The sequence below is a fragment of the Pseudomonadota bacterium genome (assembly GCA_039033415.1).
GTDB lineage: Bacteria > Pseudomonadota > Gammaproteobacteria > Xanthomonadales > SZUA-38 > JANQOZ01.
This window is the reverse complement of sequence record JBCCCR010000010.1, coordinates 95,204-114,095: the sequence shown is the minus strand read 5'-3', so window position 1 is coordinate 114,095 and position 18,892 is coordinate 95,204. Positions and strand designations below refer to the sequence as shown.

Here is an 18,892-nt window from a genome sequence, read left to right as displayed (position 1 = left end):
CCCTGCAGATATTGAACAGAATCACCCCAGGCTGATTCAGGTTCCCTTTTTAGTTTGCGAGGCGCACACATCGGGGTCGAGGCCTTGGCTACAACCCTCTGGCCGACCTAACGCCACAAAAAGGCCACGTAAACTTACTGATGAACGCTCAGCCGCTTCGAATAAAGTTGACCCAATTTACCCAAGGCGCCTCAGGGTCGTGACTCAAAGCTGTTGGCGAAAACCTCATCCGTTAGTACCCGTACGGTAAACGTCTGGGGCGTCGACCTGTCCCTTCCGCCGTTTTCGGTGCCGCCGTTGTCGCGGACCAGGGCAGTGAATTCGGACGTACCCTCCGCGCCAACAGCTGGGGTATAGGTGAGGTTGCCGGCAGCATCTATTGCCGGCGGTATTGCAAAAAGATCGGCGTTTTCGACGCTGAGCACGACAAAGCTCGGCAGCTGCTGAAGCTCGTCAGGGGCGCCGGGGTCGAACGTGGCCCAGTTTGCGACAGACTGAGGACCGGAATTTGGAGGCACCGTCGGCGGATCTTCTGCCGTGAGTTGAGGCGGATCGTTGACCGGGTTCACCGTGATGCTGAATGACTGAAACGCCGATACGTTGACGCCACCGTTGGCCATGCCGCCCGAATCGACCACCCTGACATCGAAGGAACTGCTGCCGCTGGTATTGGGAGCAGGTACATAAACGAGATTGCCGAGAGCGCCGATGGTGGGCAATACAGAAAACAAGCCTGGGTTGGAAATATTTTCAACCTGATACGCCAAAGCAAACTGATTGGCCTCGCTCGCCGGGCCGGGGTTGAACGATGCCCAATTTTGGATCGTGGCGTTTTCTGAATCTTCATTGATTGCCGGGGGGTTCTGAGCGGCAAAACTTGGCGGATCGTTGACGTCGATGATCTCAACCGTGACGTCCACCAGGTTTTCGTCGGTCGCAAAGCCACCGAGCGCGCCGATGGCGCTGGTGATATCCACGCTGAGTCCCGGATCACGCCACCGGCCGTCCCAAAGGCGAGCTCTTAGCGGTCCGGGCTGGCCGGAATAGTCGCGAGCCGGAGAGAAACGCAGCTGGTCCGTGGCGGCCAGGACCAACGCGCGATCATCACCGAGCAACAGGGGCACGTCCGTCCACGTGGCGCCGTCAGCGCTGAACTGCCAGTTCCCTTGGCTGCTCGAACTTTGATCAGCAATAATCGCCGCTCCGCCGAACGGGTCGATGTCCAGGTAAGCGGTGTTTAGCGTCGTATCCAGCGGGCTGCCTAGTGGCTCTAACTCATCTTCCAGCTGCGGGAATAGTCGGCTGACCTGGGCTCGCCGCATCGGTGCGGTATTGCCATACACGACGAACGCAGCGCCTTCGTTGAGTCCACCTGGATCCGCAAGCGGAGCTCCGATCAGCACATCATCAATGCCATCGCCATTGACATCACCGACGCCGCTGACTGAAGAGCCGGAAGAGACAGACCCGGAAAAACCGTTGAGGGCGAGCCCTTCAGGCCCACTAAGCGAGCCGAGTTCCAGGCTGGCGGGGAATCCATCTTGGGATCCGAAAACGACGTAGGTGACGCCGACCTGTGAATTGCCCTGAGGATCAGCGAACGGAGCACCAATCAGCAAATCGTCCAAACCATCGCCATTAACATCGCCGGCGCCGCTGACTGACGAGCCGGATCGATCGGCCACATTGACGCCGTTGATGGCAAAGCCGTTAGTGCCATCAAGCGAGGCGAGATTCAGACTGGCTGAGAACCCCGTATTACTTCCGAACACTACGTAGGTAATTCCGGCGGCAAACCGGCCCTGCACACCCTGAAGAATGTCTCTGCCCGCGTCAGCATTGTCGGCGCTGATGATAATGTCCTCAAAACCGTCGCCGTTGACGTCGCCAGCCCCGCTTACTCCACGTCCCAAATTATCACCGGATAAGATGCCCGGGATGGCAAAGCCGTTCGTTCCAGACAGTCCCGACAGGCTGATTTGGCTGATGGCGAGGTTGTTAAACCCAAACACCAGATAGCTGACACCCGCGTTGATTCGTCCGTTGGGACTGGCGTACGGCGCACCGATCAGCAAATCGTCGAAACCGTCCCCGTTAACGTCCCCGGCACTACAGACGTCAGATCCTGAAAAGTCGTTCGTAGAGATGCCGTCTATGACAAAGCCGTTGGTGCCATTGAGTGAAGTGAGGTTCAGCTCCGCGGAAAAGCCGGTATTGCTGCCGAATACAACATAGCTCCTGCCGGCAGCCATACCTCCAACTGGGTCAGCGCCAGAGGCACCTACCAGCACATCATCAAACCCATCGCCGTTAACATCACCAGCACCGCTCACCGCTATTCCTGAAAGATCACCTTCCGCTTCGCCGGTGATAGCAAATCCGACGTTACCGTTGAGAATAGAAAGCGGGAAGGTTGTTAGGAAGCCAGTTTCCCGCCCAAAAACCACATAGCTGATTCCCGCGCCAGAGTTTCCGCCCGGGTCAGCGCCTCGAGCACCGATGATAAGGTCGTCAAGGCCATCACCATTGACGTCACCAGCCCCACCGACCGAGCGGCCCGTTCCGTCAAGACTGTTCTCTCCACCAAACACAAACCCATTGATACCGTTTAGGGAATTCATACCAATGCTCGCTTGAGATCTCGCTGCTGAACCAAACACCAGGTATGCGCCGCCGGCCAGAGACGTACTACCTCGCGCCAGATTTTCGGCCCCGGCTAACAGGTCGTTCAAACCGTCTCCGTTGAAGTCACCGGCACCACTTACGCCGCCACCCAATCCACTATTGATCTCCACACCGTTGAGGGAGAAGCCGTTCGAGCCATCGAGAAATCGAAGCTCTATGGCCTCTTGGGCGCCCGCGCCGTTGCCGGCCCCAAGGCCGATAGAAATGGCGAGCGCCAGGCGGCGCTGGAGTTGTTTTCTATCCATAGGTGCAATCCCTTGGCCTCCCGATTCCGGTCCGCTGTCAACGCGAGCAAGAGCGCACGCAGTTCCTAGCCGGAGACGCAAACTCTCGTGTCATTAACTACCTCAATGACACCGAGCGAAAAACCGCACAAACCAGTCGTGCTGGCGTGTGAATATCCGCTGTCATTGGGCGTATGACGCGAAGAGCGGGTGGGCGAGACCAGCTGGTTTGTCTAGGAAGCCTAGTTGTGGCGGGGTTCTCATGCTTTGGCTTTCGTCCCAACCAGGCGCGGTCCGAGCAAGCTATTGGCACTGGCCGTCTGGCTGGCAAATCCGGTTTACTCGCTCTCCCAAGCCCAAACCGAAAACCGGGCCACGGCGTCAAACAACAATCTCAGGACAACCGCCGCACTAATGCTCTTCAACACCCCGATTTTTTTCGTTTTCTTTGTTGTATTTCTGCTGATCTACGGGCTGTTGCTCGTGCAAAAGCGGCCTCGCTTGTACTTCATTCTTGTCGCGAGTTTCGTTTTTTACGGGGCCTGGAACTACAAGTTCATCCCGCTCCTGGTTGGCAGCTCGATTATCGACTACTACCTCGCGTTGGCCATTGCTGCGGCGAGTGATCAGCGGCGCAAAAAGCTCCTAGTGACTGCGTCGGTCGTGGTCAATCTCGGTATTCTGGGGCTCTTCAAGTACGCTGACTTTGCACTGGAGTCGGTCGCCGATTTCCTGCTGGTCTTTGGGATGGAGGCGACGGTGCCGACCCTCTCGTGGGTGTTGCCGGTCGGAATCTCGTTCTACACCTTCCAAAGTCTTTCTTACACGATCGACGTCTACCGGGGCGACATGGAACCGCGTCGTGGATTGGTTCATTTCACCACCGCGCTGGCGTTTTTTCCGCAGCTTGTTGCCGGCCCCATTCTCCGCGCGCGCCAGATCCTGCCGCAGTTTCACACGCTGCCCGTTCCCACCTGGATCGGTGCCAGGCACGGCATGCTGCTGGTCACGTCAGGCCTCATTAAGAAGACGATTGCGGATCTGCTGGCCATTCCGGCGGCGGTGTTGTTTGAGGCGGATGGGCCCGTGAGCCTGATCGAGGCTTGGACAGGAACGTTGGCTTTTGCCGGACAGATTTACGGCGACTTTGCCGGCTACACCGATATGGCGATTGGGATTGCGTTAATGATTGGCTTCAAGATCCCACCCAACTTTAACCTGCCGTACTTTGCGGTGTCGCCCGTCGACTTCTGGCGTCGCTGGCATATTTCACTGTCAACCTGGCTTCGTGACTACCTCTACATCTCGCTGGGCGGCAAATATCAGCGAGTTCGCAACGTGATGATCACCATGCTTCTGGGCGGTCTCTGGCATGGCGCTGCATGGACCTTCGTAGCGTGGGGCTTCTTCCACGGCTTCATTATTGTTGCCACCCACTACTTCGGCAGCATGCAGGCGTTTAGCGGCTTTGCTAACTCAACCTCCCGAGTTGTCGTCCTCTTAAAGTGGGCGCTGACCTTTTACCTGGTGCTCATCGGCTGGGTGCTGTTTCGCGCGCATTCTATCGATGACGCTTGGAGTATTTTCTTGAACCTGCACACTCTCGCTGCGCTGCCTGAGCAGGGGGCGGTAGCCGGGCGCGTTTTTATCGCAACGGTTGTCGCCGTCCTTTGGATGCACCTTCAGGATTGGTTTGTGATCCGCAAGGGCGAGGCGTTTGAAAACCGGAAATGGTTGTTTTGGCCCGTATTGATCTTTTTCCAGGGGCTTTGCCTCATGACTGGAGAACCGAGCAGTGAATTCATCTACTTCCAGTTCTGACGCGAAAGCGCAGCGGGGGATCTTCGTCCGCATCTTTCTGACCGTCTTGCTTGGGATGGGGATCGCGCTGGCGCTGGTCCAGGGTCTCGTTATGGCGCTGGGCGCGGGCTCAAGCAGCCTTCTGGGGCGGGTTATAGAAGCTCGAAATGCGATACCCAGGATTGTCAGCGAGCCGCAGGAGCTCGTCATGATGTTTGGCTCTTCAATGACCGACGCCGGATTTTCTCCGCGAGAATTCGACCTTGCCATTGCGGAAAATGGAGGCTCGGTCAAATCCTTCAACTTCGGTTTTGGCGGACTTAACCCCTTATTTCAGGACTACCTGTCACGACGAATCCGGGAGGATTTTGAGGCGAATGACCGGCGGCTCAAGCTGGTCATGATCGAGTTCAATCCGTTCCAGACCACCGTCTCCCGTCGTAATCTCCAAAGGCCGCTGGAGGAGTCTTACGTTGCGCTTCTGGCAAGTCCCGCTGAGCTGGCCGATTTCACGCTCGACGATCCCGGCTCCGGCATTCGCATGTCGCTGATTCGCTATTTGCGAGACGGTATCTCTGCGGAGATGATTACCACGTTTCTCTGGGGCGAACCCTTTCGTGCCCCGCGCTCGGATGATGGAGTTGCATTCGAACGTGACGAAGCCGCCGAAGAGAGGTTAAGGGAGGTTCTCAGAGTGCTTGGCGAGAGATTTGGCGAGGAGTATCCGGATTTCGATGGATCGGACTGGTACTACCCGTGGCAGGGAGGCGGCACGATTAAGGCCGAGCGGCCGGCAGAAACGCTGGAGTTTTTCGACGAGTACTACGATCTCATCACAACGGACTACCGTATGGCGGTCGACCGGCTCGATCGCGTCCAGAGTGCGGATATTGAGGAGCTGCATTTCGATGCTGAGCTGGTGTCGGCGTTCGTGCGTATCGTGGAAAACTTCAAAGCTATCTCTGACCACGTCGAGATCATCATGCTGCCGAAAAATACCGACTGGATTAAGAATCCGCCCGAAGCGCTTGTACGCCAAGCGGAGGCGATTAAGCAGATTGAAGCCGAGACAGGCCTCCCGGTTCGAGACTTCCAGGTGATCGAGCCCGTCTCGAACGATATGTTCAGCGATACCACCCACCTCAACCGATACCAGGGTGCGGTGGCGTTTACCGATTTTCTGGTGGAACGGTATGCGGAGCTACTGACCCAGCCGGCGCCGAACTGATAAGGAAGCGTTTTTGATCTGTCGACGTACCTGAAATTTCCTCACCAGGCAGGATTCGACAGAATGCGTGGCACAAAAGAAGGGCGTGCCCAGTTAGTCAACTCAAGCTCAGCCGCGGGCCCGCCCGTTTCTCCTTCGCGTATCGGGCCGGGCACGACGCCCTGGTAGAAACCGATAGGCTCACCGAGCACCTCGGCGATCGGACAATCCCGGCAATAACCCGTCATCGCGAGGACCTCAAAACGGTCGGCGTCAGCCGGCTCCTGGCCGAAGGCCCAGACGGGAACGCCGTTCTCGTCATAGTAGTAGATGATGCGGACGGACTGCTCGGCGTCCGCGTAGACGCTCAATCCCCACCCTGAGTCGGCAGAACCGTTCCACCAGGTGCCGTTTGAATTGGTACGTGGCAGGCTTTCCGTCGTGAGCAGGGGCTCGATGCACCAGGTTCCCGACTCATTGTTTACCGACCAGTCGAAGCTGGCACTGCCCGTCCCGCAGCGACTGGTCTCGCCGAAATCCAGATCGACGGTGCCAACAGTGTTCGCGACCGCATTGAGCATCTCTTGATCGCCTTGGTTTTCGAACCGCAGTACTGAGCCCGGCAGCCGTTGATCCGTCAGAGCGAGGTCGAGCCAATACCACTCGGGTGCACCTGTTGCGTCGTACGTATAGAAAATTCCGCCGTATCCGTCGCCGTAGCGCTGGAGATCCAGACCGTGGCCCGGGCGAGTGCGATCGAACCAGAGCCCAGGTTCTTCGGTGACGGCACGGGGCTGTTCGCCGCACCAGGCATTGGCAAACACCCCACGCGCCTCTTCGCGGATTGATGAGGCAAAGGGAGCTACTTGGGTATTCGAATCCTCGACCATCAGCACGCCGTAGTAGCCGAGGTCATCTTCGATCCACGGGGTGAAGCCAAAGGCACCTGGGCTGGTGAGTCCGGCTATGGTGCCATCGTCCTCGTTTAACCATCCGCCGATCCCGTAGCGAACCGGCTGTGGCACCTGCGGCGGCGCGTAGAGGATCGGCAGGTCCCCGACGTTGTCGGCCCGCATCATGCGCACGGCGGCCTGTGAGAGAACCCGTCGGTCACCGAAACGCCCCTCCGCCAGAAGCAGCTGAGTGACACGCCCATAGTCGCGAAGGTTGGCCTGTGCGCCGCCGGCGATGCGGTAGTTGCGGGTTACGCCAAGGCCGTTGTAATCGGTGGTTTGCAGATCCAGCGGCTCACCCAAACGCTTAAGAAACAGATCAAACCAATCCTGACCGGTGACAACCTCGGCCACCCGACCCGCGATGTGCATGGAAGCGCCGCCGTAGGCAAAACCCTCGCCTGGGGAATAAAGAAGTGGCTCGCAGCAGGCTAGCAGATCAACCGCCTCTTCGAGCGTCAAGCCATTGCGCGCGTTCAGCACCCTGCTGTTGAGGAGCTCTGCGTTGCTTGGCATGCCCGCCGTGTGGGAGAACATCTGACGAACCGTCATGGTTCCCTTCGCGCCGTCAAACTGAGGCAGATAGCGATCGACGCTGGCGTCCAAGTCGATGAGTCCGTCATCCACGACGGTCATCAGCGCGGTGGCCGACAGCAGCTTTGTCGCCGAGGCAATCGGTACAACCGTATCGGCCCCGTAGCTCCCCCAATAGCGCTCAAAAACGATCTCATCAGCGTAGCCAAGCTGCAGGCCGGCGCCGGGGATCGCTGGATAGCGCGCAAGAAGCGCCTCGACCTCGGCGGCAACGCCGTCGAAAGCGCACGATTGTGTGCCAGCCAGAACCGTGAAAGCCGTGCTGCCGGCTATGAGTCCGGCAACAAAAGTAAAAAATGCCCGCTTTCTCATACTTCCATCAACGATCACCTGCCCATATCGTTGACGCTACTTTGCACACTTAGGTGCCGGCGGCATGCGCGAGTGGGGCCTCGGCACCGACTGTTAGCGGGCGCCGAGCGTTCATTTTTGTGTCGAGGGTATTTCTGGAAGGCTTTTTACCGATCTCCGAATAGATCTCCAAGGCCCCCGAGAATAGAACCCTCGCCTTTTGAACCGCCGCCAAATGATGCGGCGCGCATAACACGATTGGCGAGCCGGGAGAACGGCAGGCTCTGAAGGTAGACGGTACCAGTGCCCCGAAGCGTGGCGAGAAACAGTCCCTCACCGCCGAACACCATCGACTTCAGGTTTCCCGCCCGCTCGATGTCGTAGTCGATGCCGGGCGTGAAGGCCGCCAGGCAGCCGGTGTCGACGCGCAGGGTCTCGCCGTGGAGCTCGCGCTTGATGACCGTCCCACCCACGTGGATAAAGGCTTTGCCGTCGCCGCGGAGCCGCTGGAGGATAAACCCCTCACCGCCGAAAAAGCCGGCGCCGAGCCGCTTGTTAAACGCGATGTCCACGCTTGTACCGTAAGCGGCGCAAAGAAACGCATCCTTCTGGCAGATTAGTTCCTGACCCATATCCGCCATCTCTATCGGAATGATTTTTCCCGGGTAGGGCGCAGCGAACGCCACGCGTTTTTTGCCGGCGCCCGAGTTGCTGAAATGGGTCATAAAGATCGATTCGCCGGTCAAGACGCGTTTACCCGCATTCATGATCGAGTCCAGCACGCCACCCGAAGGCTTTGAGCCATCGCCCATCTTGGTCTCGAAGCTGACGCCGTCCTCCATGTAGTTCATGGCGCCGGCCTCGGCAATCACGGTTTCGCCGGGGTCCAGCTCAACTTCGACGATCTGCATATCGTCGCCATAGATTTCATAGTCAACCTCGTGGCACTGCATAGCTGCTCCTTTCTAAAGCGGGGGTATTGGGAATTTGCCCATTTTGGCGGAAAAACTGCCGGAGGATCATAGGCCGGACGTCAGATTTCGCCTAGCCCATCCGCGATCCATGTCGTCAAAACGACTTAAGCACGCCCCTCAGCCTGTTTCCTGGGGTCGCTGGCAATACCATGTCGTGTTTTGAGCCACCAATTCGTTTCAAAAGTATCGGTGCGTATTTCTTGCGCAAAAACGGACGTGAATTGTGAATCGGAGACGGCTTATGACAAGGAAGTGGACATCCACGGGGCTTGCCCAGGGAATACTGGCAGTTGCAGCGATTGCGCTGGCGGCACCAGCAGGGGCGGGCGTTTTCGACTGCAGCAACCCAACGTTAGCGGGCCTGCTTGAAGACGACATTACGATTTCCGGTGAAGTCTTCTTCAACCAGCGGGTGACGATGCGCAATGGCGGCACGCTGACCATCGAGCCCGGCACGCAGATCACGATGTGTAATGCCACCGCCGGACTGTTTGTGGCGACTGGCAGCGGACTGATTGCTGAGGGAACCGCCAGCCAGCCGATCGTGTTCAGCGCGCTGGATCCGGACATCAATTGGGATCAGATCCTGCTGGCTATCGACCTGCTGCCCAATTCCATCATGCGCCACGTGATCCTCAACGACGGCGGCGGCAATGACGCCAGCGAAGAAACAGCCGCGCTGGAATTTGAGGACAATTTCGGCAGCCCGTTTGCAATGCCGATGGTCGATCACGTGACAATCAATCGTAGCGGGTCCTACGGCTTTTATCTGCAGCACAACGAGAACGACGTCACGCCTCCGAGCGTCACCAACGTCACCATCAACGATTCTGCCAACGCCCCGATCCTGGCTGACGCAGGTGCCTTGGGAGGGCTTGGCGGCAGCAACTCGTTCAACAACAACGGGGTGCAGCGCATTGAGGTGGGCAGCGGCATCAACAGCGGCATTTTTCAGCATGCCACCTGGCAGGACCACGGTATTCCGTACGAACTGACCGAGGGTATCTACGTCCGCACTACCGGGCTGACGCCCGACGCCGTACGCTGGACGCTGGATCCCGGCGTGACGCTGCTGGTTCGGCCGGAGAAAACCATTGTCATTGGCTCGAACACCGACGCGACGCTGCTGGCGCGAGGCACGGAAGCCAAGCCCATTACGATCACCCGGATTGATGATTCCAGCGACTACTGGGGGCAGCTCCTATTCGCCGGTAATACCGACAGTGTTCTGGAGCATGTGCACATCAGCTGGGGCGGCGAGACCGACAGCTCTCCCGATACCACCGGCATGATCCGTCAAAACGACGACGGTACGCTGACCATATCGAACAGCTCGATCGAGTTCAGCCAGTCCAGCGGTTTTTACCAGTTCGGCGGAGACCTCTATTTGCGCGATTCCAGCCTGTCGAACAACCTTGGCCTGGGAATCTTCAGCTGCTGCGAAAGTAGTGCTTCTCTGCGAGGCAACGCGATCGTCAATAACCTGTTCGGCGCTATCAGGAACAACTTTCCCCGAAACTCCTGCATCGACGCGGTAGGCAACTTCTGGGGTGACGCGGGCGGGCCCGCCGATTCAGACGATGGCGACAGCGCCTGTGGCGCCGGCGACACCAACGCCGGCCTCGGCGATAGCGTGACTGCCGGGGTGCTATACCGTCCCTGGCTGGCATCGCTCAGTGGAGAGGTTACCAATCGGTCCCAGATCAGCGCAGAGCCACGCTTTGTAATCGCTGACGGCATCAGCGAAGCGGATGTTACGGTGACCCTGAGGGATCTCGCGGGCAACCCGCTGGCCGGCAAGATGGTGGAGGTTCAGTCCACCCTGGGGACGATTCAGCAACCCCTGGCACTCACCGATGCGAACGGCCAGACCATCGCGATCATGACCTCCGCGGAAACCGGTTTTGCCTCGATCAGCGCAACCAATCTCACGGACGATGATCAGGTCGCGGGGTCTGGGGGATTGAGTTTCTGGCAAGGTCCCGGCGATACCGGTGGACTGGTAGATCCTAACGGCACGCCCTACGCACGGGTGGATCTGGTTTTGGAGAGACCGCCCTTCGTCACCGGATTCCCGGTGGACTTTACGGTGCCCATGCGCAACACGCGGTCCACGCCCATCGACGTAGAAGTGCAGTATGGCGTCAGCGGGCTGCATATCGGCGTGCCTTTCACGCCGGTGGACACCGTCAATCGCAGCCTGGATCCCGGCGAGACGTGGGACGCGCTGGGATTCTTCCTGCCAACCATGACCGGTCATCAATGCGTGGAGGCGCTGGTTTCCTTTAGCAGCGGAACCAGCAAGGGCGGCAGCTCCTTCAGACTCCAGAAAAACAAGAACCCGCGTTCTTGTAACGACTTCAAACCGACCAGCCTGATTCCGACCAAGCTTGGGCTCGGCGGCGTCCGCAAGCACTTTCGCAACGTCGACCGGGAGTCTCGCAAGGTCAAGCGCTGCCTGGATACCAACCTCACCTTCAATAAGGGTCTGGCCACCTCGACGCTCTATACCACCCGATCGCTTCCCCCGACGGTGACGCCGCCGACCTTCAGTGCCGGTGGAGAAATCACCTCCGGGCTGGCCGCCGCGATGACTGAGCTCTCCGCAATTGGCGCGGAAATCAGCGGGTTGATCACGGCCAACGGTGAGACCCGCCAGAAGCTCTCATGGGCCGCTCAGGCTGATGACCAGCAGTGGGTGGACACTCAATACTTCTACTTCCGCCAGCTATCGCTGCTGGAAGGGCAAAAGCTGCTCGAGCTGGCCGCGGCGATCGACAACTACCTCATTGAGGTCCAGGCTGCTGGAATCCCCGACGAGCTGACGACGCCCGATGAACAGGAGGCCTATCTAGCCAGCCTGAAGACGGTCGGCTTTGAGCAAAGCGACTTGGACTACCTCCTGGATTCCGGCTGGCCTCAGGCGGATATCGATCAGCGGCTGGCCGACGCCATCAGCGTTCTGGAAGAGACCAACTTTCGAACGGTGAGCTTTTATGGCGTGATTCGCCAGACCCGAGACGAAGTTCTGGCAGAAGGCAATCGTCTGGTGAGCCGCTTTGGCGCGACCACCAACAAGTTTGCCGGGAAAGGGCTGATGCCTGAGCCTGAGCTCGATCCGGTGGCATACGATTTCCGGCTGGGCCACGATCGCAGTACCACCGAGACCGTCGATCTGGTGGTCAAGCCGCTGAACATCCCGAGCAACTGGACCTACGAACTCAGCGATCGAAGCATCACGCTCGATGCAGGGCAGATCGAAATCGTCACGCTGACGCTCAATCCCAGCGCCAGCAACCTCGGCGGCGACCGGGTCGACCTTGCCGTTGAAGGCTATATCGGAGACGAACTGCTTGGCGGCATCTTGTTTGATTACACGTTGCCTCAGCTAATCGAAAACGTGGACGGCGTGTTCGCCAACGGGTTCGAGTAGTACTTTCTAGTCAGTCGGCGAAGCAGCACATTGCAGCTTCGCCGACAACTCGGGCGCCTCATAATCGACTGGTAAGGCCCAAACCCTAAGCTAATTCTTCTCGCCATTTCCTTGATCCCTTTCTGTGCCGGACTGCGCTACAGGAAAGAGAGACAACAATGGTGACCTCAGTGACTTTCATTCGACCCCGGCTTTTCCTCGCTCTATCCGCCCTTTTCGTTCCCTACTCGGCAGCTCTTGCCGGCGAGACGGCGGTGCCGCTTCAGTGCCAAAACGTTCGGCTGAACGCGCCGCTCGGGCCCGATCAGGAAGTCCCCGGTTTTCAGGTTGCGCTGGACGGTACGGAGCGGGTGCTGTTCCTGAGTGATGTAGTTCTCGACGAGGAGTTCGATGCGCTGACGGTGCCGCAAGACGGTAGCGCGCCGCCTACTCTTTTCGACATTGACCGGATCCCGGGACGATTCCTCAACGGGCTACCTAAGCTCGCCATCCCAACGAGTCGAGTGGTTATCGTGGGAGACTTCGAAACGCTAGATCAGGACGAAATATTCAGCGTCAGTACCGCTACCGGCGGCGGCCCCCTCACCAGACTGAATCCTTCCATGGTTGAAGGAGGGGATATACGAGCGTTTGCCATCAGCCCTGATGGGACGACAGTGGCTTACGCCGCCGATCAGGAGGTTGATCAGAAGATCGAGCTGTACCGTGTTGATATTGACGGCGGGAACGTCACTAAGCTGAGCGATCCGGCGGATGCCAGCGCTGACGTCGACCGACGCTTTGAGATTTCAAGCGACAGCCGTTACGTGGTGTTTCGGGTTGACGGCACATCGTTTCGAACGAATCTTTTTAGCGCCGATCTTACGACAGGGGATCGAGTCCAGCTCAACGAAAACCCGGACGATCGAGGCAGCGTATCCTCCGACGTTCTCATCTCGCCCGACGGAGCAACGGTTGTCTATCGCGCCGACCAGGAGAGTAACCTGCTTGAACTGTTTGCCGTACCCATCGCCGGTGGTACCGCGGTCAAAATTAGCGGGCCCGAAATCACCAATTCGGCGCGGGACCCCGTCATCAGCGCCGACTCGGGACAGGTCGTCTATTTGGAGCCGATACAGCAGAACCTTTACAGCGTCCCGATCGTCGGGGGCACGCCCGTCAACCTGACTGAATCCAACTCGCCGGACAGCGTGAGGGAGTTTGTGCTCAGCGGCGATCGAGTGGTTTATGAAGCATTCATTGATGGCGCCCAGCGCATATTCACCGTCCCAATTGCCGGCGGCCCCCTGATCCAGCTCAGCGGAGACCCCAACACCATCGGCACAACCGATGAATTTGTCGTGTCGCCCGACAGCCAACAGATCGCCTACGCAGCCGTATCCACCGGTGGCGTAGGCCCGGGTTTTCGGGTTGTCCGTGCCGTGTCAATTGACGGCAGTAACGATCGACCGATCACCGGCCAAGGCGTTCCGGGCGGGGATATCCGAACCTTCGAAATCACTCCCGACAATCAGCAGCTGGTTTTCTCAGGCGACTTCCTGATCGACGGCCAGCGTGAGCTGTTCGCCGTAAGCCTGAATGTGCCTGGTCCGGTTCGGCGGATCAACTCGCCTCTGCCTGACGGTGCTGCCGTTGGCGCAAGCTTTAACGACGACTTTCAACAGACGCTGGACGGCATGCGCGTTGTGTACCTGGCAGATCAGAACACGCAGGGTGTCAAAGAGCTTTTTAGCGCCGACATCCGCTGTGACGATCTGTTTGCCGACGGCTTTGAGTGACGGGAGTGAGTGCTCCGCGACGCGGGTCAGGACAGTCTGACCCGCACGGCACACTCGAGCCACGGCGGCCCTGATAGTCCGTCACTCGAATCCATCGCGGAAAAACCATAGATTTCCATAAATCAGCGCCGCGGCCGCGTCGCTGGTTCCCCGACTGAAAGACAACTGCAGCGACAGTTCCGCGGCGTCCCCGCAGCTTCGGTCTGGAGATAGCGTGAGGTCAAAAGCCATCACACCGATCGCTCCGTTGTCCGACAGGGCATTGGCGCCCAGCTCGGCAGTGAGGTCCGCGAACGTGATCGTCTCCCCAGGATTGGCCCGGATCACAACGTCTCCCACCGCCACACTTGCCGCGCCGGTGAATCCACTCTGAGGCAGCGTGACGGCGGTAATCAACGCATCTCCTATGGTGGACAATCGGCTTTGCCCTGGATGCAGCAATGAGATCCAGCTGTCGCTGGCCAGGTTCAGGAATTCCCAGGTCTGACTCTGTGATTCCAGGCGCAGTCCCCCGAGTTCGTTAACGAAGGCCTCACCCTCGTCGTTGCTGTCGCTGATGTCGTCGGGCAATCGAGGCACGGCTTCACTGGAACCTGGAGTGCCGTCCGGCGGCAGCACGCGGAGAGAGGCCTGCCAGTTCCCCGTATTGCGAACGTTACAGCTGTTGGCGACGCAGACCGCTCCTCCGGATATTCCAGAGCCAAAGGTGTAGCGCCCAGGCACAAGCGTAAATTCGCCGGTTTGAAAGTCTTCCACCCCGGTGATCTGCAGCAGCGTCCCAGACGGCCCGGCCAGCCGTCCGGAGCCGGGCGATGACCCGATGGCGTCGCTGATGCTTCGAGAACGAATCAGTGCAGCAACCCGGGTGGGTTCCGCCACATCGAACGTGACGGAAAAGGTGGTAGAGGCGGCCGAACTTCCGGTCGTACGCTCAGAAAAAATCGCATAGGCGAACGCGGATGCTCCGGTGCCCTGACCGCAGATCCGCGACGGCCCGATGTGTGTTTGATGGGTCACTATCGCGTAAGGGCTCTGGAGCCCAGCCGTACTTGGCCCGGATAACGCGTTCAGTGACGCCGCCCAGCTTCCCTCATCAGGGCCACGTTCCTGTCGCGTATCGGTCGAGTCCTCGGGCTTTGCCTCCAGAACCTGACTGGTTTGCGACGGGACAATTTCGAAAGGCCCCGTTTGCGCGCCCGCAATGCTGCCCATCATGATCAATACGAGCGCCGCTGCCTTACGGTGCCTGTCGAGCTTCGCCATAGAATTCTCCGTTCCTATGACTAAATCGAAACCCGCGCGGACATCCGGCCAACTTTGTTCGCAGACCCGTGGCGCCACATTTGAAACTTGGCTTAATGCTTATCGGATGGTCCTCACTAGGACCTGGAAAACCAGTCTCGAATCAGCACGAATGGACAAATTCCCGTAAATCACAAAACCTTCACGATTTCTGTGACGAATTTTGCTGTTTGGGGGGAAAAAAGCCGTATAGTTGAGGTCGCTGAACGGTCAAAGATGTCAATATTTCTTGACCAAAGGCCCAGGACTTCAGACTCAGGGACGAGTAATCCCGGGTCTAGCCCGCTACGGGTTAGGCCCCCAACGCCTGACGGGAGTCTTTATGAAACCAGCTTTATTGACGGCGGCGCTTGTCGCCAGCAGCGCAGCCTTTGCGCAATACCCTGAAACCTTCACCGAACCCTCGCTGACCACCCCGGTCTCCCAAGCCGCCATAGACGCGAAAGCGGCGCACCTAAGTCAGCTGCTTCAACGCCACCAAACGCTGGCAACCGAAAAACTTGGCCAAATCAGCCTCACCCACGCTGATCGCGTCGACATCGGTGAAGCCGAATGTGTGGTTGGCTGTGAAGATGAGTTGAGGGCGGCGCCGCGGGCATTGGAATCCGGCAAAGTCCGGCCGCTTGGCGTGCGGGTCGACCTACTGGATTTTCAACGCAAAGGCACCGCAGATTTTGGTCAGCTGCTGAAGCCGGAGAATGGCACCATCGCCTGGCAGGGCGGGGTGATGTCGCCCGGCGCAACGGCTCTGAAATTGCATTTCACCGATTTTTCGTTGCCTGAGGGCGCGAGCCTTTCGCTCTATAACCTCGCTGGCGAAGTCTTTGGCCCCTACGCGCTCGACGGGGCGAACAAAAACGGCGAGTTCTGGACCGAAACCATCACCGGTGACGAGGCGTTTCTGCAGCTCTGGCTGCCGGCGGACGTCAAGGGCGAGTCAGCAAACTTTCAGATCGCCCAGGTTGCTCACATTGGCCCCCGCTTTCAGGTCGCTGGCGCGCTGAACCCAACTGGCGAAAAGGCCTTTTGCAGCTTCAACGAGTCTTGCGTGGAAAACGGCGGTTGCTACAACAACAGCGACTGGTCGCAGATGGAAAGCACCAAAGACGGCGTTGCGCATATCCAGTTCGTCAGCGGCGGCAGCACCTTTATCTGCAGTGGCGGTTTGCTGAACGACACGGACAGCTCGACCCAGGTGCCGCTGTTTCTGACCGCAAACCACTGTCTGAGCACCTCGGCTGAAGCATCCAGCATGGAGGCATTCTGGCGGTTTGGCGCGAGCTGTGGCGGGGCCTGCTATAACCCGAACGGCGCGGTGCCGCGCACCAGCGGCGCTACGGTGCTCAGCAGCCGATCCACCAGCGACTACACGCTCCTGGAGCTCAACCAGGCGGCACCTTCCGGCAGTACCTTTCTTGGCTGGACGGCGAGCCCAGTGGCTAACTCCAACGGCCGTGATCTGTTTCGGATCAGTCATCCCAAAGGCGCCCCGCAAGCCTATAGCCGACACGATGTAAGCACGTCGATCGGCACCTGCGGCTCCTGGCCGCGCGGCAACTGGATCTACTCGACGGACGCGATTGGCGCTACCGAGGGCGGCTCTAGCGGTTCCCCGGTTCTCAACGCCTCCGGCCAGGTGGTGGGTCAGCTTTCCGGGGGCTGTGGTCCGAACCCCTCAGCGGCCTGTGACAGCCGCAACGCGACCGTCGACGGGGCGCTCGCGGCGTATTTTGATCGCGTTGATCAGTGGTTGGATCCGGATACGACACCGCCGGGCGGCGAAACCTACACGGGTTTTCTGTCGGGTCGCGGCGATCGGGATGTGCATCCGAACGGCACCTACTACCAGTCGGCTGCGGGTCTGCATCAGGGCACGCTCACCGGCCCCGGCAACGCCGACTTTGATCTGGCGCTGTACCGCTGGACCGGCCGCTGGAGCCGCGTAGCCGTGTCTCAGTCGAGCAGCTCGAACGAGTCGATCAGCTACAACGGCGCGTCGGGCTACTACTACTGGCGGATCTACTCCTACTCCGGCAGCGGCAGCTACACCTTCACTCTCAGCCGGCCGTAGGGTCGCAAAGGACAGGCCCGCTCCGGGTCTGTCCTTTTCTCAAAGCTCAAACCCGTCCCGAAACAGCGCTGCTGGCGCAACGGACAGCTTGGTCCGGCGCAACTCGTTGCATGAGTTAGTCGGCAGTCCGTTTTCCGGCCACGCTGAGTAGTACACCCAGGCTGTCTGCTGATCCGGTGACACCACCGGTTCGGGCTCGTTGCGGGTTTTATCGTTCACCGAGTTGTCGCTGATGGGCTCAAGCTGTGGATATTGCTCAGAAAGACTCGCGATCCAAATCTCACCTAACCCGGATTGAAAGCAGCGCAACGCGCTTTCACACAGCTGAAAGGCGGCAAAGTTTACGAGCGAATCGTCCAGCAGCAGGCTAAACACCTCCTGGGATGCTACCTCGCTGACGGGCTGACCGGGCAGCGGCTCATCAAAACTCGATTGGCTGAAATCGATCGGAAAGGTCTGTAGCAGCTCGTAAGGTCCTGTCGGCGAGGTTCTCTGCCAAAAGCCCAGGCTGCTCTGGTCATCAATGCCCGCCACCATCTCCGTCTCGCTGTAGCCGAACGGCGCCACCTTCACGATTGCGTCGCCGGCGTCGACCGCCGTCACTAGGTCTAAGTCGGGCCGATATTCATTCAGCGTGATGTCTCGCGTTTGATTGCCCGGCGTCCCGAAGTTGAGCGGATTGGGGGCGGTGCCAAAGAGCAAAATGGGGCTGGGCACGTTGAGCACCCAGCGTGCGTACGTGAGATCCATGGGGAGGAATCCAACGGAACAGTTGCCGGTGCACTGTGGCGACCACGCCTGCCTTTCCACCAATCCCTGCGCGATCACCTGGTCATTTTCCACCACGGCATGGCGAAGCTCTACGTAGCGGGCATCACCCGGCCGGCAGGAGTCGCCCTGGAGCCACCAAAGGTGAGATTCGGTGCCGGTGGTGTAGGGGAATACCGACCGCAGGCACTCGCCCTCAGTCTCCTCGAGCTCGAGGCCGAGCTTCTGAAACTCCAGCGGCGAAACCTCGGGGTCAGCCGTGTAGAGCGTCATCGTTTCATTGCCGTTGCTGATGTCGATACCGGCCATCACAATCCGGCCGTCTTCATCTTCGGTCAGATACGGGCGCGCGCCGGCGGTGCTCTGGCCGACCAGCTGCGGCTCGGCCAGGAACTCACCCGTTGCAGGGTCGTGCTCTACGATGAACATATCGACCATCGGCTCCTGGCTCACCGGCGACAGCGCACCGATGAACTGCATGTAGAGCATCCATTCGCCGCTGGGCGTGAACTCAGGGTTAACCACGCACTCCTCCCCGCCGGGTAGGGTAATGCGGTTATCCTCACCTACCGTAAGGGCTGCACTGGCGCAACTGCAGCCACCGGCCGCTAGCAACGCCACCAAGAATTGTGCTTTTCGCCGGAGTAATTCGAGCATGGAGGATCGGTCCCTTGTCCCTGAGCGACGTCCAAACGACAACAAACGGTAAGGTACGACCTGGAATTACCCGGATCGACGGCCTACCTGATGATTAACAACGCAGGGAGAGGCGATCGGTTGACGTGAAAGATTTTGGATCCTGGATTTGGGGC

Annotated in this window: 10 protein-coding genes; 5 read left to right on the top strand and 5 right to left on the bottom strand. The window is 59.0% G+C overall.

The annotated features are described in order from the left end of the window. Nucleotides 1-191: 191 nt before the first annotated feature. Nucleotides 192-2,930, bottom strand: a complete 2,739-nt coding sequence (locus tag AAF358_10155; protein MEM7705904.1) for a hypothetical protein — start codon at nt 2,928-2,930, stop codon at nt 192-194. A gap of 393 nt (nt 2,931-3,323) precedes the next feature. On the opposite strand from AAF358_10155, the gene AAF358_10150 reads away from it, so the two are divergent. Both AAF358_10150 and AAF358_10145 read left to right on the top strand, forming a co-directional pair. After that, a complete protein-coding gene (locus AAF358_10150; GenBank protein ID MEM7705903.1) occupies nt 3,324-4,730 on the top strand; it encodes an MBOAT family O-acyltransferase in 1,407 nt (468 codons plus the stop codon). Beyond that, a complete protein-coding gene (locus AAF358_10145; GenBank protein ID MEM7705902.1) occupies nt 4,705-5,937 on the top strand; it encodes a hypothetical protein in 1,233 nt (410 codons plus the stop codon). Before AAF358_10150 ends, AAF358_10145 begins: the two co-directional genes overlap by 26 nt. Before the next feature lie 41 nt (nt 5,938-5,978). Here the strand turns inward: AAF358_10145 and AAF358_10140 are convergent, their stop codons facing one another. Both AAF358_10140 and AAF358_10135 read right to left on the bottom strand, forming a co-directional pair. Continuing rightward, nucleotides 5,979-7,775: a serine hydrolase domain-containing protein gene (locus tag AAF358_10140; protein ID MEM7705901.1), complete on the bottom strand. Its 1,797-nt coding sequence runs from the start codon at nt 7,773-7,775 to the stop codon at nt 5,979-5,981. A 146-nt stretch (nt 7,776-7,921) separates the two neighbouring features. Then, nucleotides 7,922-8,707: a TIGR00266 family protein gene (locus AAF358_10135; GenBank protein MEM7705900.1), complete on the bottom strand. Its 786-nt coding sequence runs from the start codon at nt 8,705-8,707 to the stop codon at nt 7,922-7,924. 262 nt (nt 8,708-8,969) lie between these two features. On the opposite strand from AAF358_10135, the gene AAF358_10130 reads away from it, so the two are divergent. Beyond that, entirely contained in the window at nt 8,970-12,161 is a 3,192-nt protein-coding gene (locus tag AAF358_10130) for an Ig-like domain-containing protein (GenBank protein ID MEM7705899.1), read from the top strand. A 170-nt stretch (nt 12,162-12,331) separates the two neighbouring features. Beyond that, complete coding sequence (locus AAF358_10125) at nt 12,332-13,939, top strand: hypothetical protein (GenBank protein MEM7705898.1); 1,608 nt, start codon at nt 12,332-12,334, stop codon at nt 13,937-13,939. Between the two features lie 81 nt (nt 13,940-14,020). Here AAF358_10125 and AAF358_10120 read toward each other — a convergent pair whose 3' ends face one another. Then, nucleotides 14,021-15,202, bottom strand: coding sequence for a hypothetical protein (locus AAF358_10120; protein MEM7705897.1), 1,182 nt, complete (start codon nt 15,200-15,202; stop codon nt 14,021-14,023). A 361-nt stretch (nt 15,203-15,563) separates the two neighbouring features. Here AAF358_10120 and AAF358_10115 point away from each other — a divergent pair, with 361 nt between their 5' ends. Beyond that, nucleotides 15,564-17,312: a serine protease gene (locus AAF358_10115; protein ID MEM7705896.1), complete on the top strand. Its 1,749-nt coding sequence runs from the start codon at nt 15,564-15,566 to the stop codon at nt 17,310-17,312. 39 nt (nt 17,313-17,351) lie between these two features. On the opposite strand, the gene AAF358_10110 is transcribed toward AAF358_10115, so the two are convergent. Beyond that, complete coding sequence (locus AAF358_10110) at nt 17,352-18,737, bottom strand: hypothetical protein (protein MEM7705895.1); 1,386 nt, start codon at nt 18,735-18,737, stop codon at nt 17,352-17,354. Nucleotides 18,738-18,892: the final 155 nt, after the last annotated feature.